The following is an 18,148-nucleotide window of genomic DNA, read 5'->3' as shown; positions in this document are numbered from 1 at the left end:
TCAGTCACGTCCGGTCCTCACTTCCTCGTCGGCGGACGCATCCGCCTCCTCGTCGTCCTCCGGCTCCGGGACCCGGCTGACCAGTACCGTCGTGATGCGCTGCCGCCCTTGCCGATTCGGCCCCCCTTCGGCGACCAGCAGCAGGCCGTGGGACTCGACGCGGGCACCGGGCAGCGGTACCCGGCCCAGCGCCAGGCCGACCAGCCCGCCGACCGTCTCGACGTCGTCGTCATCGATGTCGAGATGGAACAGTTCGCCGAGATCCTCGACGGGCAGTCGCGCCGACACCCGGTAGTCACCGTTGTCGAGTTCTTCCACGGGCGCGACCTCATCGGTGTCGTATTCGTCGGTGATCTCGCCGACGATCTCCTCCAGGACGTCCTCGATGGTGACCAGGCCTGCGATGCCGCCGTACTCGTCGACCAGCATCGCCATGTGATTCCGCGTGCGCTGCATGTCGGCGAGAACCTTGTCGAGGGGCTTGGAGTCCGGGATGAACTCGGCGGGCCGCATGAAGTCCCGCACCGGCGCATCCATCGCACGGCCACCGGCGACCAGATCCTTGAGGTAGACGACGCCCACGATGTCGTCCGGGTTCTCCCCGATCACCGGGATCCGCGAATGACCGGACCGCACAGCCAGATTGACGGCCTGCGCGGCGGTCTTGTCCTGCTCGATCCAGATCATCTCGGTGCGCGGAACCATCACCTCGCGTGCGTTCGTGTCACCGAGGTCGAAGACCGACTGGATCATCCGCCGCTCGCCCTCGGCCACCACTCCACGCGCCTCGGCCAGGTCCACGACCTCCCGCAGCTCGACCTCGGTGGCGAAGGGCCCGTTGCGATATCCCTTGCCGGGGGTGACCGCGTTACCGATCAGGATCAGCAGCCGGGTGATCGGTTTGAACAGGATGCCGATGCCCTGCAACAGGATCGCCGAGGACAGCGCGATGCTGTAGGCGTCCTGGCGTCCGAGAGTCCGTGGTCCGACGCCGACCGCGACATACGCGATGACGGCCATGCCGACGATGGTGACGAACAGTCCCCAGCCGATGCCGAGCCAGTCCGTGACGGTCAGGGTGACCAGGGCGACCGCCGCGGTCTCGCACGCCATACGCAACAGCACGGCGAGGCCGACGTAGGTGGCCCGGCCGTGCAGGACGGCGGCGAGCCGGGCCGCTCCGGTGCGGCCTTCCTTGACCATGTCCTCGACACGAGCCATCGACACCGTGGTGAGGGCCGCGTCGATGGCGGCGAACAGACCGCCGAGAGGCAGCAGGATCGCCGCGGCGACGATGAAGGCGATATCGGTCGACACGATCAGCTGTCCTCGGGCGCCGGCCGCACGGGTGCCTGTCCCCGATCGGCGAACCCGATGTCGCTGAGCAACTTGCTGTCCCGGTCGGATTGCCTGCGGGCCTGTGCCTGCCGGTGCCGCAACGCGTAGAACTCCTCGAGGATGCGGTTCTGCAACCCGAACATCTCCTTCTCCTCCTCGGCCTCGGCGTGGTCGTAGCCGAGAAGATGCAGGACACCGTGAATGGTGAGCATGGCGAGCTCGTGCTCGAAGGATCGCTTGGCGGTCTTCGCCTGTCGCGCAGCGAATTCCGGGCACAGCACGATGTCACCCAGGATGGCCGGACCTGGTTCGGCGGAGTCCGGGCGACCACCGGGAACCAATTCGTCCATCGGGAAGCTCATGACGTCCGTCGGGCCGGGCAGATCCATCCACTGCACGTGCATGTCGGCCATCACGTCCTCGTCGACGCACACCACCGACAGCTCGGCGCCCGGATGCACATCCATCTCGGCGATGGCGAACCGTGCCGCATCGATGATCAGCTCCGCCGGAACCTCGACGCCCGATTCGTTGGCCAGCTCGATACTCATGAGCGGCGGCCCTGACCGGCGGCACGACGCGCGGTGCGATTGCCCGCGGTCCGGCCGGCCTCCTCGGCGCGGCCGTATGCGTCGACGATGTCGGCGACGAGCCGGTGGCGCACCACGTCGGCACTGGTCAGCTCGGCGAAATGGATGTCGTCGATGCCTTCGAGGATGCGGGTCGCGGCGTTCAGACCGCTCTGTGCGCCGCCCGGCAGATCGACCTGCGTCACGTCGCCGGTCACGACCACCTTGGAGCCGAAACCGAGGCGGGTGAGGAACATCTTCATCTGCTCGCTGGTCGTGTTCTGCGCCTCGTCGAGGATGATGAACGCGTCGTTCAGGGTGCGGCCGCGCATATAGGCCAGCGGCGCGACCTCGATCACGCCCGCGGCCATCAGCTTGGGGATCGACTCCGGATCCATCATGTCGTGCAGGGCGTCGTACAGGGGACGCAGGTAGGGATCGATCTTCTCGCTCAGGGTGCCGGGCAGGAAGCCGAGACGCTCACCGGCCTCCACGGCGGGACGTGTGAGGATGATCCGGTTCACGGTCTTCGCCTGCAGCGCCTGGACGGCCTTCGCCATCGCGAGGTAGGTCTTGCCGGTGCCCGCGGGGCCGAGACCGAAGACGATGGTGTTGTCGTCGATTGCGTCCACGTAGCGCTTCTGATTCAGGGTCTTCGGCCGGATCGTCTTACCGCGTCGCGACAGGATGTCCAGCGACAGCACCTCGGCCGGTGATTCGCTGACGCCTTCGGACAGCATGGAGACGCTGTGCCGCACCAGATCCGGCGACAACGGTGTACCCCGGCCGACCAGGTCGACGAGTTCGGCGAGAACCCGCTCGGATGCGGCGACATCGGCAGGCTCACCGGTCAGCGTCACCTGATTGCCGCGGACATGGATATCGGCGGGCAGAAGTTGTTCGAGGGTACGCAGATTCACGTCGCTGGCACCGAGCAGCCCGAACACGACCCCCGGAGAGATTTCCACATTCGAGGTGACCGATCGGCCCGCTGGAGTGTCGCTCGGCTGCGCGCTCACGTCGGGTATGTCGTCACTCACGTATGAGATCACTCCTTCAGGTCGTTCCGGCGCCCCATGCGCCGACTGCGCTCAGTCTATCGCGGTTGAACCCGTGACCAGCAGCCAATATTCCGGCGGCGCCGGCACGGCGAACGGGCACGGGTCGGATCACAGGCCCAGCAGCCGTACCGTCTGCCGGGTGGCGGCGCTGCGCGGGTCGACGAATGCGTCGTGGCCCTCGCCGGGCACGACGACGAGTTCGGCGGACTGTCCGCGCGCCGTCACCTCCTCGACGTAACGACGGCTGGCGGCGAGTGGTATCGCGTCGTCGAGTTCGGTGTGCAGGGCGACGACATGTGCGTCGAACGGCTCCTGCCGTATCGGCGACGCTTCTCGGTAACGGTGCGGAATCTCCTCGATGGGCCGCCCCATGAGCCCCTGGATAGAAGGACGATCCGCACCGGACTCCAGATCGAGTGCCGCCGACTGTGCGATCACCGTCCGGATTCTCGTCTTCCCCGTACGCGCTGCGAGTTGCGCCACCGACCAGATCGCAAGCTGACCGCCGGCCGAATGTCCCACCACGGCAACCGAATTCCAGTCGACGCGACCGGACAGCTCGGGCGGGATCACGTCACGGACGGGCCCGTCGAGGGCGCGGAGCGCGGCCACCACGTCCCGTCCGGTGTCCGGCCATCCGCCGCCGGGCTCACCGACGCGCCGGTATTCCACGTTCCACACGATGGCGCCCCGCTCAGCGAGCAGGCGGGCGATGGCGGTCTCGATGGTCAGACCGAATTCCGTCGTCCAGTAGCCGCCATGGATCAGCACCACGACGGGCACCGGTCCGCCGTCCGGTGTGAGTTCCCGCGCGCAGTAGACGTGGCCGAACTGGGAGGGTTCCGAGCCGTACTCGACCTTGTCCCGATGCACCGCACACCGCTTCGTCCCGGCGGTCATCGCTCCCACCGGCGGGTGAGCACCCCGATGGCGCCCAGCGCCACGGCGGCCGCCGTCGAGGTGCGCAGGACCTCGGGACCCAGGATCACCGACGTCGCGCCGAGCGCCGCCAGGTCGGCGACCTCCGTGTCGTCGAGACCGCCCTCGGGCCCGATCACCAGCAGGATCTCGACGGCGTCGGCCAGGTTGAGGTCGCGGATGGGTGTCGCTCCGTGCTCATGCAGGACGACGACGACTCCGCCGCGTTCGAGGACGTCGGCGCATCGTGCCCGGACGTCGGTGGTGCTCGCGAGTGGCCCGATCTCGGGAATCCACGCACGTCGGCTCTGCTTCGCGGCGGCGGCTGCGGCCGCCTTCCACTTCGCGATGCCCTTCTCGGTCTTGTCGCCCTTGCCCGTCCAGCGCGCGACGCAGCGGGCGGCCTGCCACGGAATGATGCGGTCGGCGCCCGCCTCGGTCGCCAGATCCACGGCCAGCTCGGAGCGCTCGGACTTCGGCAGCGCCTGCACCACGGTCACCAGCGGACGGGCCGGCTCGGCCACGGACACCGTGTGCGCCCGGGCGACGAGTGTGTCCTTGCCGCGGATCTCCCCGACCTCGCAGTGGGCCAGTGTCCCCCGCCCGTCTCCGACGATGATCGGCTCACCGACACGCAGTCGGGTCACGGTCACCGCATGGCGACCCTCCGGCCCGTCGACGGTGATGTCGGAACCGGCCGGCGGAATCTCGTCGACCCAGAAGAGCGGTGGACTCACGCGAACCCGCTCAGCGTCCGGCGAAGGCGTTGCGCAGGCGGGAGAACAGGCCACCGGTGGCGGCGCCGTTGTGCGCGGCGCTGACCACCTCGGCCTCGTCACCGGCCACCTCGCGGTACTGCCGGAGCGCATCTGCTTGTGCGGCATCGAGTTTCGTCGGCACCACCACGTCGAGGTGTGCATGCAGGTTGCCGCGAACACCGGTGTTGAGGTGGGGCATGCCCTGCCCCTTGACCTTCACCACGTGGCCCGGCTGCGTGCCGGGGTCGACGACGATGCGCGCCGACCCGTTCAGGATCGTGTCGATCTCGAGTTCGGTGCCCAGAGCCGCATCGGCGATCGGCACCCGGATGGTGCAGTGCAGGTCGTCCTTGTCCCGCACGAACACGTCATCGGGGCGCTCACCGACCTCGACGTACAGGTCACCGGCGGGACCACCGCCCGGACCGACCTCGCCCTGACCGGCCAGCCGGACGCGCATTCCGCTCTCGACGCCGGCCGGGATCTTCACGGTGAGCGTGCGACGCGAACGCACGCGGCCGTCGCCGCCGCATTTGTGGCACGGGTCCGGGATGACCTCGCCGACGCCGTGACAGGTCGGACATTCGCGGACGGTCATGACCTGCCCGAGGAACGAACGCTGCACCGCCTGGATCTCGCCCGCGCCGTGGCAGGTGTCGCAGGTGACCGGCTTCGACGTGCCATTGGTGCCCGCGCCGTGGCAGATGTCGCAGAGGATCGCGGTGTCGACGGTGATCTCCCGGTTCACACCGGCCGCGCACTCCTCGAGATCGAGTTCGACGCCGACGAGGGCGGGTTCACCGGGCTGCACCCTGCTGCGGGGGCCGCGGCCGGAGCCGAACCCGCCTCCGAAACCACCGCCACCGGAGCCGAAGAACGCCTCGAAAACGTCGCCGAGGCCACCGCCGGCAAAACCTCCGAAACCGCCACCGGCTCCCGCACCGGCGAGTGGGTCGCCGCCGGCATCGACGATGCGGCGCTTCTCCGGATCGGTGAGCACCTCATACGCGGTGCTCACCTCCTTGAAACGCTCCTCCTCGCCGGGATTGACGTCGGGATGCAGCTCACGGGCCTTTTTGCGGTAGGCGCGCTTGATCTCCTGGTCGCTCGCATCCTTGGACACACCCAGGATTCCGTAGTAGTCACGTGCCACGGTGTCTGATCCTTCGTCTCACGCTGGTCGCGTTGTTCTCGTTGACGGCTCCGCCCCGCCGGGCAGAGCCTTCATGGGCAGGGCGTCACGCGGCGGACATCCGGGAGCGGACAGCGATCAACGCTCGGCCAGGACTTCGCCGACATACTTGGCAACGGCTGCGACCGAGGCGATTGTTCCCGGATAGTCCATCCGGGTGGGCCCGAGCACACCGAGGCCACCGAAGACGGTGCCCGATGCACCGTACCCGGTCGACACCACCGACGTGCCACGCAGGTTCTCGGTCTGGGTCTCCTCGCCGATCTGGACGGTGACCCCGCCCATCCGCTGCGAGCTGGTGAGCAGCTTGAGGACGACGACCTGCTCCTCGAGGGCATCGAGCACGGAGTCCATGCCGCCGACGACCGGCGTGAAGTCGGCGGCGGAGCGCGCCAGGTTCGGTGTCCCGCCGAGCACCAGACGATCGTCACCGCGTTCGACCAGCGTTTCGACCAGGACCGTGGCGACCGCGATGACGGCGTCACGGATGTCCTTGGGAGCGTTGTTGGCGAGATCGGCCACCGCGGCCGACGCATCCTCGAGGCGCTTGCCGTGCAAGGCTCCCGAGAACATGTCACGCAGCCTGATGTGGTCGTCCTCGGCCAGGTCGTCGGCGAGTGCGGCCATGCGTTGTTCGACGCGCCCGTTGTCGGTGATCACCACGAGCAACAGCCTCGACGGCGACAGTGACACGACTTCGAGATGACGCACCGTCGCCAGCGACAGCACCGGATACTGGATGACCGCGACCTGCCGGGTCAGCTGGGCCAGCAGTTTCACCGAGCGCCGCAGGACGTCGTCGAGGTCCACGCCGGAGTCGAGGACCGACAGGATCGCTCGTCGTTCCGCCGCGGACAACGGCTTGATCTCGCTGATGCGGTCGACGAACATCCGGTAGCCCTTGTCCGTGGGCACGCGCCCCGAACTGGTGTGCGGCTGCGTGATGTAGCCCTCGGCCTCGAGGACCGCCATGTCGTTGCGCACCGTCGCACTCGACACCCCGAGCTGATGGCGTTCGACGAGCGACTTGGATCCCACCGGCTCCTGCGTGTCGACGTAGTCGGTCACGATCGCGCGCAGGATCTCGAAACGGCGATCGTCGGTCGTCGTCACGCGACACGCTCCTCCCGGTCCGGGGCTGCCATAGAGTGATGGCGGGCCGTTACATCGATGTCGTCGACAAACGTCGACAGTAGGTGACATCCATCTTACGAAGTGTCAGGAAACGCGGATGATCTTCAAGGGCGTGCGGGAGGGCAAGCCGTATCCCGACCATGACCTGTCCGGTCGGTCCTGGGCGAAGATCCCGCCCCGGCAGTTCCGCCTCGACGAGTTGATCACCATCACGACGGTCCTGGCACTGGACCGTCTGCTGAGTGAGGACTCGACCTTTTACGGGGATCTCTTCTCTCACGTCGTCCGGTGGGAGGGCAACCTCTATCTGGAGGACGGCCTGCACCGGGCGGTGCGATCCGCCCTGCGCAACCGGCACGTCATCCACGCCCGCATGCTCGACCTGGACTCGTTCGACCTCGGCGCCGACGCCCCGTCGCTCGACGACCAGTTGGCGGCTGCCGCCGAGACCGGCCCGGTGCGCCCCGCGTCATTTCCCGACGCGCCGCTGCCCGGGCCGACGGCACCCGGCGCTCATCGACGGGCCATCCCCCGGTCCACCGGCTGGTCCACCCCGAAGGCGCCCCGCGGGTGGTGACGCACCAGGGAACGCGCGTCACGTCAGTCGTTGGCGAGCAGGATGTCGCGGACGACGCCATCGGCGAGTAGACGTCCGCGATCGGTGAGGACCAGGGTGCTGCCGTCGTCGATGAGCAGACCGTCGGCGACGATCCGCTCGGCCACCGACAATTCCGCTTGTCCGAGAAGAGCTTTCGGTAGGCCGTCCCGGCAGCGCATCCGCAGCATCACCGACTCCGTGTGGCGGTCGGCGGCGTCGAGCGCCTCCGCACCGTCGACCGGAAGGTCTCCGGACGCGAGTACGTCGGCGTAGCGCGCCGGATGTTTGCGGTTCCACCAGCGGACTCCGTTGACATGCGAATGCGCGCCCGGACCGACGCCCCACCAGTCGTGTCCGTGCCAGTAGGCGAGGTTGTGCCTGCACTCCGCCGTCGCGTCGCCCCGGGCCCAGTTCGAGACCTCGTACCAGCCGAATCCCGCCTCGGAGAGCCGATCGTCGAGAATGCGATACCGGTCGGCCAGGACATCGTCGTCCGGCGAGGGCATCTCGCCGCGCCGGATGCGCCGCGCCAGAGCCGTGCCGTCCTCGACGATCAGGGCGTACGCGGACACATGATCGATGGGCGCCGACAGCGCCGCGTCGAGGCTGGCGTGCAGATCCGCGTCGCTCTCCCCCGGTGTGCCGTAGATGAGATCGAGATTGACGTGCTCGAATCCGGCGGCCGACGCCTCGCGTGCCGCCGCCACCGCGCGGCCGGGCGTATGCGTCCGGTCGAGTGTGGCGAGCACATGCGGGGCCGCCGACTGCATACCCAGGGAGATCCGGGTGAAACCGGCCCGGCGCAATCCGTCGAAGAACTCCGGCGACGTGGACTCCGGATTCGACTCGGTGGTCACCTCGGCGTCCTCGGCGAGCCGGAAATGTTCGCGCACGGTGTCGAGGAGCCGGGTCAGGCCGTCCGCGCCCAGCAGCGACGGCGTGCCGCCTCCGACGAAGATCGTCGACACCGGCCGTGTCGGTGTCAGGAGTCGTGCCGCGGCCTTCAGTTCCGACGCCACCGCGTCCTGCCAGGAGTCCGGCGACGACGACGAACCGAGTTCGCCGGCCGTGTACGTGTTGAAGTCGCAGTAACCGCAGCGCGTGGCGCAGAACGGCACGTGGATGTACAGCCCGAACGGTGTCGTCTCGTCGACCGCACCACAGGCCCGCTGCACGGCCTCCGCCTCGGCACCGACCGCCATGTCACTCACCCGTCCATGATGCGCGTTCGCCGGGAATGCTCCGCTCGCGGGCTTTGCCTCAGGGTGAGGAAAAGTATGCCCAAGTAGACGCGGCGCAACCGCGCGTGGCACTATGGGTCTCGTGACTTCCTCAGGCGTGTGGCTCGCCGCGCGACGCCATATCGATCTCAAGCGCGTCAACAGCGCATTCTGTCGTCTCTAGACGACGTGCTCGAGCCGTTCAGCCACGGCTTGAAAGGCCCTGAGGATTCCCGCGCTGCGGGTACGCCGGCACGTTCCAGCCCTGTCCACGTGATTGCCGGCGTGTTCTGCGCCGGCGCCAGGAGACTCCATGACGTCCACCACCGACGATCTGTCCGTGCCGACCACTCCGGTCCCGGACGGTGCCGCCACCCCGGCGGCGAAGCCCGAGCGTCCGGCGCGCAAGCCGCGTCCGACGAAGCGCCGTTCCGAAGGCCAGTGGAAACTCGGCTACCGTGAGCCGCTCAATCCCAATGAGCAGGTCAAGAAGGACGACAACCCGCTCAACGTGCGGGCCCGCATCGAGAACATCTACTCCAAGCAGGGTTTCGACTCGATCGACAAGCAGGACCTGCGCGGCCGTATGCGCTGGTGGGGCCTGTACACGCAGCGCGCCCAGGGGTACGACGGCACCTACACCGGTGACGAGAACATCGACCTCCTTGAGGACAACCACTTCATGATGCGGGTGCGGTGCGACTCCGGCGCCCTCAATGTCGCGCAGCTGCGCACCCTCGGTGAGATATCCACCGAGTTCGCCCGCGACACCGCCGACCTCTCCGACCGCGAGAACGTCCAGTACCACTGGATCCGCATCGAGGACGTCCCGACCATCTGGGAGCGTCTGGAAGCGGTCGGGCTGTACACGACCGAGGCCTGCGGCGACTGCCCGCGCGTCATCCTCGGCTCGCCGCTCGCCGGCGAGTCCCTCGACGAGGTGCTCGATCCGACCCCGGCCATCGACGAAATCGTCCGCCGCTACATCGGCGACCCGCAGTACTCGAACCTGCCCCGCAAGTTCAAGACCGCCATCTCCGGGCAGCAGGACGTGGTGCACGAGATCAACGATGTCGCGTTCGTCGGCGTCGTCCATCCCGAACACGGCCCGGGCCTCGACCTCTGGGTCGGCGGCGGTCTGTCGACGAATCCCATGCTCGCGCAACGTGTCGGCGCCTGGGTGCCGCTCGACGAGGTGCCCGAGGTGTGGGAGGCCGTGGTCGCGATCTTCCGTGATTACGGCTACCGCAGGTTGCGCGCCAAGGCTCGGCTGAAGTTCCTCATCAAGGACTGGGGCATCGAGAAGTTCCGCCAGGTGCTCGAGGACGAATATCTGGGCCGCAAGCTGATCGACGGTCCGGCGCCGCAGCAGCCGGAACGCCCGATCGATCACATCGGCGTCCAGAAGCTCCGCAACGGACTCAACGCCATCGGCTTCTCCCCCATCGCCGGTCGTGTGTCGGGCACGATCCTGAGCAAGACCGCCGATGCCGTGGCCGCCGTGGGATCCGATCGCGTCAGCTTCACGCCGTATCAGAAACTGATCGTCCTCGACGTCCCGGACGACAAGGTGGAGTGGCTCATCGACGAGCTCAAACCACTCGGACTGGACGGCCGCCCATCGCAGTGGCGGCGAAACCTTCTGGCGTGCAGCGGGATCGAGTTCTGCAAGCTGTCGTTCACCGAGACCCGCAAGCGTTCTCAGGTGCTGGCACCGGAACTCGACGAGCGACTCGCGGACATCAACGCGCAACTCGACGTCCCGATCGTGGTGAACGTCAACGGCTGCCCCAACTCGTGCGGCCGCTCCCAGATCGCCGACATCGGCTTCAAGGGACAGCTGATCGACGACGACAACGGCAACCAGATCGAGGGCTTCCAGGTGCATCTGGGCGGCAGCCTCGGACTGGACTCCGGATTCGGGCGCAAACTGCGCCAGCACAAGGTCGCCTCCACCGAACTCGGCGACTACATCGAGCGCGTGGTCCGCAACTTCGTGGCCCAGCGAACTGAGGGAGAACGGTTCGCGCAGTGGGCCGTTCGAGCAGATGAGGAGGCCTTGCGATGAGTACCGACACCGACGTCAGCACCACCGGCCGACGCTTCTCCGAGGAGGAACTCCGGGAGATCGCCGCATCGGGCGCACGCGAACTCGGCGATGACGCCACCCCCGAGGCGCTGCTGGCCTGGACCGCACGCACCTTCGGCGACAACTTCATCGTCGCCTCGAACATGCAGGACGCCGCACTGGTCGACCTGGCGAGCAAACATGTCGACCGTGAACTGCTCGGCGGCGCGGCCCTCAAGGTGCTGTTCCTCGACACCGGCTACCACTTCGCCGAGACACTCGGCACCCGCGATGCCGTCGAACAGGTCTACGGAGTCGATCTCGTCAATGTGACCCCCGAGCACACCGTCGCCGAACAGGACGAGTTGCTGGGCCGCAACCTCTTTGCCAGCGATCCCGCGGAATGCTGCCGCCTGCGCAAGGTGGTTCCCCTGAAGTTCTCGCTGAGCGGTTACGACGCCTGGGTCACCGGCATCCGCCGCGTCGAGGCACCCACCCGCGCCAATGCGCCGCTGATCTCCTTCGACGAGGGCTTCGGGCTGGTGAAGATCAACCCGATCGCCGCCTGGTCGGACGAGACCATGCAGGACTACATCGACTCCAACGGAGTGCTGGTCAACCCGCTCGTCGACGAGGGCTACCCCTCCATCGGCTGCGCTCCCTGCACCGCCAAACCCGAACCCGGATCCGATCCGCGCAGTGGCCGATGGGCCGGTCGCGCCAAGACAGAATGTGGGCTGCACGCATGACCATCACCACCGATTCCCAAACGGCCGCAACCTCGTCCGCCGGCACCGCGGGCGACACCGACGAGTTCAGCACCCTCGACGCGCTCGAGTCCGAGGCGATCCACATCTTCCGTGAGGTGGCAGGCGAGTTCGAGCGGCCCGTGATCCTGTTCTCCGGCGGCAAGGACTCCACGGTCCTGCTGCACCTCGCCCTGAAGGCGTTCTGGCCCGCGCCGCTCCCCTTCGCGCTGCTGCACGTCGACACCGGACACAACCTGCCCGAGGTACTCGCATTCCGCGATCAGGTCGTCGAGCGCCACAATCTGCGACTACATGTCGCGAGCGTCGAGGAATACCTCACCGACGGCCGCCTGACCGAGCGTCCCGACGGTGTGCGCAATCCCCTGCAGACCATCCCACTGCTCGACGCCATCACCGAGAATCGTTTCGACGCGGTCTTCGGCGGTGGCCGTCGTGACGAGGAGCGGTCGCGCGCCAAGGAGCGGATCTTCTCGCTGCGCAACGCCTTCGGCCAGTGGGATCCGAAACGTCAGCGTCCCGAACTGTGGAATCTGTACAACGGCAGGCACGCCCCGGGTGAGCACGTCCGAGTGTTCCCGCTGTCCAACTGGACCGAGCTCGACGTATGGCGCTACATCGCGCGCGAGCAGGTGCTGCTGCCGTCCATCTACTACGCACACCAGCGCGACGTGTTCCTGCGTGACGGCATGTGGATGACCCCGGGTGTCTGGGGCCAGCCCGCCGATGGCGAAGAACTGCAACGACTCTCGGTTCGCTACCGCACCGTCGGCGACGGCTCGACCACCGGCGCCGTACTCTCCGAGGCCGCCGATAACGACGCCGTCCTGGCCGAGGTCGCCGCATCGCGGCTGACCGAACGTGGCGCCACCCGCGGCGACGACCGCGTGTCCGAGGCCGCGATGGAAGACCGCAAGCGCGAAGGATATTTCTGATGGCAACCCTCTCCCACGCCCCCGACCTGCTCCGCATCGCCACCGCGGGCAGCGTCGACGACGGCAAGTCCACGCTCGTGGGCCGGCTGTTGTACGACACCAAGTCCGTTCTCGCCGACCAGATCGACGCCGTCACCAAGGCATCGGTGGATCGCGGGCTCGAGGGTCCCGACCTGTCGCTGCTCGTCGACGGTCTGCGCGCCGAACGTGAGCAGGGCATCACCATCGACGTCGCGTATCGCTACTTCGCCACGCCCGCACGGTCTTTCGTGCTCGCCGACACCCCCGGCCATGTGCAGTACACCCGCAACACGGTGTCCGGCGCCTCTACGGCACAGCTCGTCATGCTGCTGGTCGACGCCCGCAACGGCGTGGTGGCACAGACCCGTCGGCATGCCGCGGTGATGGCGTTGCTCGGTGTGCCTCAGCTGGTGCTCGCGGTCAACAAGATCGACCTCGTCGACGATCCCGCGACCGTGTTCGCCGAGATCTCCGCCGAGTTCGCCGAGCTGACCCGCTCACTCGGCTGGACACCGGACCGTGTCACCGCGATCCCGGTGTCGGCACTGCACGGCGACAACGTCGCCTCCCGCTCGGAGAACACGCCGTATTACGACGGCCCGACACTCATCGAGCATCTGGAGACGGTACCCAACATCGCCGACCGCGCACCGGTCGGATTGCGGTTCCCCATCCAGTACGTGATCCGCCCGCGCACAGCAGAATTCCCGGATTATCGCGGCTACGCCGGACAGATCGCCGCCGGTCGCGTGTCGGTCGGCGACGAGGTCGTCATCCTCCCGTCGGGTACCCGCACCACGATCAGCCAGATCGACACCGCCGACGGTCAGCTCACCACGGCTCACGCAGGCCGCAGTGTCACTCTCCTACTCGCCGACGATGTGGACGCCTCACGCGGCGATGTGATCGCCGCCGTTGCCGACGCCCCGGAACCGTTGCAGCAGTTCTCCGCAACCGTGTGCTGGCTCGCCGAGAAGCCCCTGCGGCCCGGCGCCCGCCTGCTCCTCAAGCACGGCACGAAGACCACTCAGGCCATCGTCGGCGGACTCGAGGTGCTGTTCGACGAGCAGAACCTGTCGCTGGTCGACGCCCCGGACACCGTGGAGCTCAACCAGATCGGCCGGATTTCGGTGCAGACCGCGGAACCGATTGTCGCCGACGACTACCAGACCAACCGCGAGTCGGGCAGCTTCCTGCTCATCGACCCGCAGGGCGGCAACACCCTGGCGGCCGGACTGGTCGGCGATGCTCTCGAATCGCTTCACCTCAAAGAGCTGGTGTGACCGAACCGAATACGCTCGTCCTGGCCGCACACGGCAGCCGGGATCCCCGATTCGGGGACACCGCCCGCCGTGTGCGCGATGCCGTGCAGATGCGGCTGCCGGATGTCGATGTACGGATGTCCTTCCTGGATCTGGACGTGCCCACGGTCGGTGCTGCTCTGCACCAGGTTTCCGGTGACGCTGTGCTGGTGCCGCTGCTGTTGGCTCCCGGCTATCACAGCGAGATCGACCTCCCGGGGATCGTGGGTGAGCATGCCGTCGGACAAGTCGTCACCACCGATGTGGTCGGACGCCGGCCGCTGACCGCCGCCCTGGCCGATCGGCTCGATGAGGCCGGCCTGGCGGCTGACGACGGGATCGTGCTCACCGCCGTCGGATCGACGAATCCGGAGGCCGAACGCGTCGTCCGCCTGCGTGCGATGGAATTGAGCACGCTCCTGCACCGTCCGGTACAGGTGGTCTTCGCCACCCGGCTCGGTCGCGACAATCTGGCCCTGCGCACCGCGGTTCGCCGATTGCGTGCCGCTGGTGCATGCCGGATCGTGGTGAGCCCCTACTTCCTGTCCGCAGGTCTACTCACGGATCGCGTCGAGGACGCACTCGACGACGTGGCCCCCGACTCCCTCGTCGCGGGGCCGATCGGCACGCACCCGGATCTCATTGCCGCCGTGGTCAATTCATACAACTCGTCAATCGATGCCACGGGGTACCTCCGAGCTCCCGCGACGCAAGCGCCCGTTTGAGAAAGAGATGCGAGTCGTCCTCCCAGGTGAAGCCCAGACCACCGTGTAGGTGCAGGCATTCACGTGCGACGCGGACATAGGTGTCCGTACAGTACGTCCGCGCAATCGCGAGATCGTCGGCCGGTTTCGGCACCCGAGAGCCGGCCAGCACATCCCGAACCGCGGCCGCGAACGATGCCACCGACTCGAAGTCCACCCACCGTTCGGCGCACCCATGTTTCACCGCTTGGAATTTGGCGATCGGCACACCGAACTGCTCACGTGTGCGCACGTAGGCGAGGGTACGCTTCACCGCCGCACCGACACCTCCCGCGGTGTCCCACACCGTGCCCGCAGCTTCGGCCGCGAGCCACGCCGTACGTACGGTTTCGGTATCCCGCGCGATCACGCTACCGTCGGCCTCGAATGTGAGGTTCGCCCACCGTCGTGAGATGTCGATGGAGTCCAGGTGACCGACCCGAATATCAGCGCGGCCGAAGAGCCGCACGTCGTCAGCGCCGATGGCGATCACGAAATCACATGCGGCTCCGTCCGGTACGGCGTGAGCCGCACCATCGGATGAGCGACACACACCAACGACTGCCCCTTCGGTCGCGATGTCGTGCAGGAGCGCATCGCGGTCCGCTCCCGCCGGACACGCACACAGCGCAGAGACCGCGCACAACGCGGTCGACACGAAGGGCAGAGGGGACGTCACCGAGCCCAGTCGTGCGGCGATGACCAGCGTCTGGGACAGATCTGCTCCTGCACCACCGAGCGCTTCCGGAACCGCAACACCGGCCATCCCCAGATCAACCGCGAACTCTCGCCAGTGTGTGGGCTCATGTGCGAGCGACTGCCCTTCCCGCTCCCGCAGATCGCTCGTCGACAGCCGCGCCGAACAGAATTCGTCGACGACGGCGCCGAGCGCGGCGTCGTCATCTGAGTCGGACCATCTCATCGGCCGTCCTTCGGTAGGTCCAGTACCCGTTCGCCCAGCAGCGAACGCTGGATTTCGTCGGTGCCCCCCGCGATCCGGAATGCCGGTGTACTCAAGGCGAAGTGGGCCCACTCCGAGGATTCGGGTCCGTCACGGAGCACCATGCCCGATCCGTCGATCGCATACATCGTCTCGACGGCGAGTTCGAGTGCGCGAATCACCAAGAGCTTGCCCACGGGCCCCGCCGCGGCGGTCACGGTATCCCCCACCGCAACCCGAGCCGCGAAATGGCGTGCCGCCCGGTGTGCCGCGGTCAATCGCGCGATCTTCTCCATGATTGCGGTATCGCGGTCGGCTCCCGCCAGTTTGGCACGCCGAATGACCTCGGGCACCAGCGAATCCGGCAGCGCCGCACTGCCACCGAGCGCCGATCTCTCCCCCGACAAACTGGAGATCGCCGCACGCCATCCCCCTCCCACCGGCCCCACGCGGTCCGCGTCGGGAACGATGACATCGGTGAGAAACACCTCATTGAACGATGCCCCGCCGGTGATCTGCCGCAGCGGGCGCACCTCGACTCCCGGAGCGGACATGTCGACGATGAACAGTGTCAATCCTTCATGTTTGCGGGCATCCGGATCCGTACGGACCAGGGCTTCCCCGATGTCGGCCTGGTGAGCGAATGAGCTCCAGACCTTCTGCCCGTTGAGAATCCACGCACGCGCGCCGTCATCATAGGTCGCCCGTGTGCGGACGGACGCGAGGTCGGAGCCCGCGTCCGGCTCGGAGAACAATTGACAGGCGAGCAACTCTCCCCGCCGAATTCTCGGCAGATAACGCTCCCGTAACTGATCGTCACCATGCTGGGTGATCGCCGGTGCCAGGATGTGGAGCGCCACCAGTAGTGGCGACCGGTCCGGCACGTCGTAGTCGGCGGCAATGGCCTCGAATCGTATGCGCTCGTGCTCGGACAATTCCGTGAGACCCGCATCGTCCAGTGCCGCTTGCCATCTACGCGCGGTCCGCACAATGTCCGCGGCGGTATCAACGTCGTACTCGTCCAGGATCCGGATCGAGGCGTAGCCACCGCGGTCACGACGTAGCGCCTCGCCATCCAGGAAGTTCCGTACCCGCGCATCGAAAGCCGCCTCGCCGATTGTCCGTCCGTCAGACATGCGGTGCGATCCCGGCGATCCGTAGAGCCTCGGCTTTGGCCGTCTCCATGTCGTAATGCTTCTTCGCCACGAGACGCTGCGCGTACAAACCGCCGCCGGACTGCATCAGGGTCACGTGCTGCCAGCCACCGAAGGTATCGGCGGTGTAGTCGCGAATCGCGTGGAACAGACGAGCCCGATATTGTCCGTCGACACCCTCCATAGTCCGGAGGTACTTGCGAACGTACGGTCCGGTTTCATCGCCGGCGAAGTCCTCCGGTGTCGGCGCGGTGACCACGGACCCACCCGCGATGTCGTGGAGATTACGCACCATATGGCTGAATTCGGCTGCAGCGTAATGCTTTGCCGCGTTTGTATAGAGTTCGTTGGGAAACATCCACCCTTCGTCACTCGGTTCAGCCTTCGCGATCGCGGCCTCCAATCCGGCTCGTACCAAGGTCGCGTAGATGACCATCTCGGAGATCTTCTCGCTGATGTGCGACACCCGACTCAAACCGTTGGCCTCGGCGATCAGCTGGGCGAACCCCGTGAGAATGTCACCGATCTCGGCGAGATGCGCGGTGCCGCCGAGGCGTTCCCACAGACCGAGTGCGTGGGCGAAGGTGGCCGAATGCTCGGTCTCACCGGCGAGGAACACCCGCTCGTTCGGAACGAAGACGTCATCGAAGACAATCATGCCCTCAGGCATGTTCTCGTGGCTCGAATGCGGCCAGTAGTCCTCGTGTTCGCCGACGAATTTGCCGCGTGGAGCATAGGTCGTGTTGATGATCGACACCCCGTCGGCGTTGGCGGGCACCGCACACGCGACTGCCCAGTCCTCCTCGCCGGGCTTCATCCGCTTGGTCGGCATCACCACCAACTCGTGGCAGGTCGCCGCCGCCGTGATGTGCAACTTTGCGCCGCGGATAACGATGCCATCCGCACGCCGCTCGATGATTCGCGTGTACAGATCAGGATCATCCTGCTTTCCCGGGGCCAACGAGCGGTTGCCTTTGGCGTCGGTGATCGCCTGCACGGCGCGGATGTCCTCGCTCTTGCACCAGTCGTAGTACTCCTGAATGCGCCTGGCGCGATCGGGCAGGTCGTCGCGCATACGGACAGCAGCGGTCAGCAGCGCCTGCAACCCCTGAGCTGTCGTGACGGTGGTCATGTCCCAGGTCAGCAGATCGATAAGCTGTTCACTCAGTTCATCTTTCGTCCTCGGGAACCGGTAGTAGGGCCCCTCCGTATCTCCCGGCTGATAGAAGCGGTCATATCCGGCCGCCACGAGATCGACACCGTCACTGATCAACGGCTCCGCCTCCAGATCCTTCACCGGCCTGCCGTTCACAAACACCCGTCGTCCGTCCCGCAAGCTCGCCCGATACTCGTCGCTGGTCTTCATGGCACTCCTCCGATAGGCTATTGTGAATGTAACGTCACATTCACAAAGAGGCAAGGGCGCCTCCC

General features: G+C 66.9%; 17 protein-coding genes. 6 read left to right on the top strand and 11 right to left on the bottom strand.

Going from position 1 to position 18,148, the window contains the following annotated elements:
• The 7 genes from AC4JJG_RS06840 to hrcA form a co-directional block, all read right to left on the bottom strand.
• Window positions 1-1,317, bottom strand: coding sequence for a hemolysin family protein (locus AC4JJG_RS06840; protein WP_495400175.1), 1,317 nt, complete (start codon window positions 1,315-1,317; stop codon window positions 1-3).
• 2 nt (window positions 1,318-1,319) lie between these two features.
• Entirely contained in the window at window positions 1,320-1,889 is a 570-nt protein-coding gene (ybeY, locus tag AC4JJG_RS06835) for an rRNA maturation RNase YbeY (protein ID WP_495400174.1), read from the bottom strand.
• Window positions 1,886-2,947: a PhoH family protein gene (locus AC4JJG_RS06830; protein WP_495400173.1), complete on the bottom strand. Its 1,062-nt coding sequence runs from the start codon at window positions 2,945-2,947 to the stop codon at window positions 1,886-1,888. The genes ybeY and AC4JJG_RS06830 overlap by 4 nt, the downstream gene beginning before the upstream one ends.
• 129 nt (window positions 2,948-3,076) lie before the next feature.
• The gene (locus tag AC4JJG_RS06825) at window positions 3,077-3,868 is read right to left on the bottom strand and encodes an alpha/beta hydrolase family protein (protein ID WP_495400172.1); all 792 of its coding nucleotides are present in this window, start codon (window positions 3,866-3,868) and stop codon (window positions 3,077-3,079) included.
• A complete protein-coding gene (locus AC4JJG_RS06820; RefSeq protein ID WP_495400171.1) occupies window positions 3,865-4,623 on the bottom strand; it encodes a 16S rRNA (uracil(1498)-N(3))-methyltransferase in 759 nt (252 codons plus the stop codon). Before AC4JJG_RS06820 ends, AC4JJG_RS06825 begins: the two co-directional genes overlap by 4 nt.
• Before the next feature lie 10 nt (window positions 4,624-4,633).
• A complete protein-coding gene (gene dnaJ, locus AC4JJG_RS06815; RefSeq protein WP_495400170.1) occupies window positions 4,634-5,797 on the bottom strand; it encodes a molecular chaperone DnaJ in 1,164 nt (387 codons plus the stop codon).
• Window positions 5,798-5,914: 117 nt separating this feature from the next.
• Window positions 5,915-6,949, bottom strand: coding sequence for a heat-inducible transcriptional repressor HrcA (gene hrcA, locus AC4JJG_RS06810; protein ID WP_495400169.1), 1,035 nt, complete (start codon window positions 6,947-6,949; stop codon window positions 5,915-5,917).
• A 118-nt stretch (window positions 6,950-7,067) separates the two neighbouring features.
• On the opposite strand from hrcA, the gene AC4JJG_RS06805 reads away from it, so the two are divergent.
• Window positions 7,068-7,547: a type II toxin-antitoxin system VapB family antitoxin gene (locus AC4JJG_RS06805; protein ID WP_495400168.1), complete on the top strand. Its 480-nt coding sequence runs from the start codon at window positions 7,068-7,070 to the stop codon at window positions 7,545-7,547.
• Between the two features lie 23 nt (window positions 7,548-7,570).
• Here the strand turns inward: AC4JJG_RS06805 and hemW are convergent, their stop codons facing one another.
• Window positions 7,571-8,770 (bottom strand): radical SAM family heme chaperone HemW, encoded by a 1,200-nt coding sequence (gene hemW, locus AC4JJG_RS06800; RefSeq protein WP_495400502.1) that lies wholly within the window; start codon window positions 8,768-8,770, stop codon window positions 7,571-7,573.
• 331 nt (window positions 8,771-9,101) lie between these two features.
• On the opposite strand from hemW, the gene AC4JJG_RS06795 reads away from it, so the two are divergent.
• The 5 genes from AC4JJG_RS06795 to AC4JJG_RS06775 are packed head-to-tail and all read left to right on the top strand — an operon-like array spanning window position 9,102 to window position 14,605.
• Window positions 9,102-10,856, top strand: coding sequence for a nitrite/sulfite reductase (locus AC4JJG_RS06795; RefSeq protein WP_495400167.1), 1,755 nt, complete (start codon window positions 9,102-9,104; stop codon window positions 10,854-10,856).
• Complete coding sequence (locus tag AC4JJG_RS06790) at window positions 10,853-11,605, top strand: phosphoadenylyl-sulfate reductase (RefSeq protein WP_495400166.1); 753 nt, start codon at window positions 10,853-10,855, stop codon at window positions 11,603-11,605. The genes AC4JJG_RS06795 and AC4JJG_RS06790 overlap by 4 nt, the downstream gene beginning before the upstream one ends.
• Entirely contained in the window at window positions 11,587-12,558 is a 972-nt protein-coding gene (gene cysD / locus AC4JJG_RS06785) for a sulfate adenylyltransferase subunit CysD (RefSeq protein ID WP_495400165.1), read from the top strand. Before AC4JJG_RS06790 ends, cysD begins: the two co-directional genes overlap by 19 nt.
• Entirely contained in the window at window positions 12,558-13,862 is a 1,305-nt protein-coding gene (locus AC4JJG_RS06780; protein ID WP_495400164.1) for a sulfate adenylyltransferase subunit 1, read from the top strand. Before cysD ends, AC4JJG_RS06780 begins: the two co-directional genes overlap by 1 nt.
• Window positions 13,859-14,605, top strand: a complete 747-nt coding sequence (locus AC4JJG_RS06775; RefSeq protein ID WP_495400163.1) for a sirohydrochlorin chelatase — start codon at window positions 13,859-13,861, stop codon at window positions 14,603-14,605. Before AC4JJG_RS06780 ends, AC4JJG_RS06775 begins: the two co-directional genes overlap by 4 nt.
• Here AC4JJG_RS06775 and AC4JJG_RS06770 read toward each other — a convergent pair.
• The 3 genes from AC4JJG_RS06770 to AC4JJG_RS06760 are packed head-to-tail and all read right to left on the bottom strand — an operon-like array spanning window position 14,535 to window position 18,083.
• Complete coding sequence (locus tag AC4JJG_RS06770; protein ID WP_495400162.1) at window positions 14,535-15,545, bottom strand: acyl-CoA dehydrogenase family protein; 1,011 nt, start codon at window positions 15,543-15,545, stop codon at window positions 14,535-14,537. The two genes, AC4JJG_RS06775 and AC4JJG_RS06770, sit on opposite strands and share 71 nt — an antisense overlap.
• Entirely contained in the window at window positions 15,542-16,699 is a 1,158-nt protein-coding gene (locus AC4JJG_RS06765) for an acyl-CoA dehydrogenase family protein (RefSeq protein ID WP_495400161.1), read from the bottom strand. The genes AC4JJG_RS06770 and AC4JJG_RS06765 overlap by 4 nt, the downstream gene beginning before the upstream one ends.
• Window positions 16,692-18,083 carry a 4-hydroxyphenylacetate 3-hydroxylase N-terminal domain-containing protein gene (locus tag AC4JJG_RS06760; protein ID WP_495400160.1) on the bottom strand — a complete coding sequence of 464 codons (1,392 nt, stop codon included), beginning with the start codon at window positions 18,081-18,083 and terminating at the stop codon, window positions 16,692-16,694. Before AC4JJG_RS06760 ends, AC4JJG_RS06765 begins: the two co-directional genes overlap by 8 nt.
• Between the last annotated feature and the right edge of the window lie 65 nt (window positions 18,084-18,148).

It is taken from the genome of Gordonia sp. B8661-1, from assembly GCF_059427765.1.
Note: the sequence above shows the minus strand (reverse complement) of the source record. Positions and strands in the feature narration are given on the sequence as shown.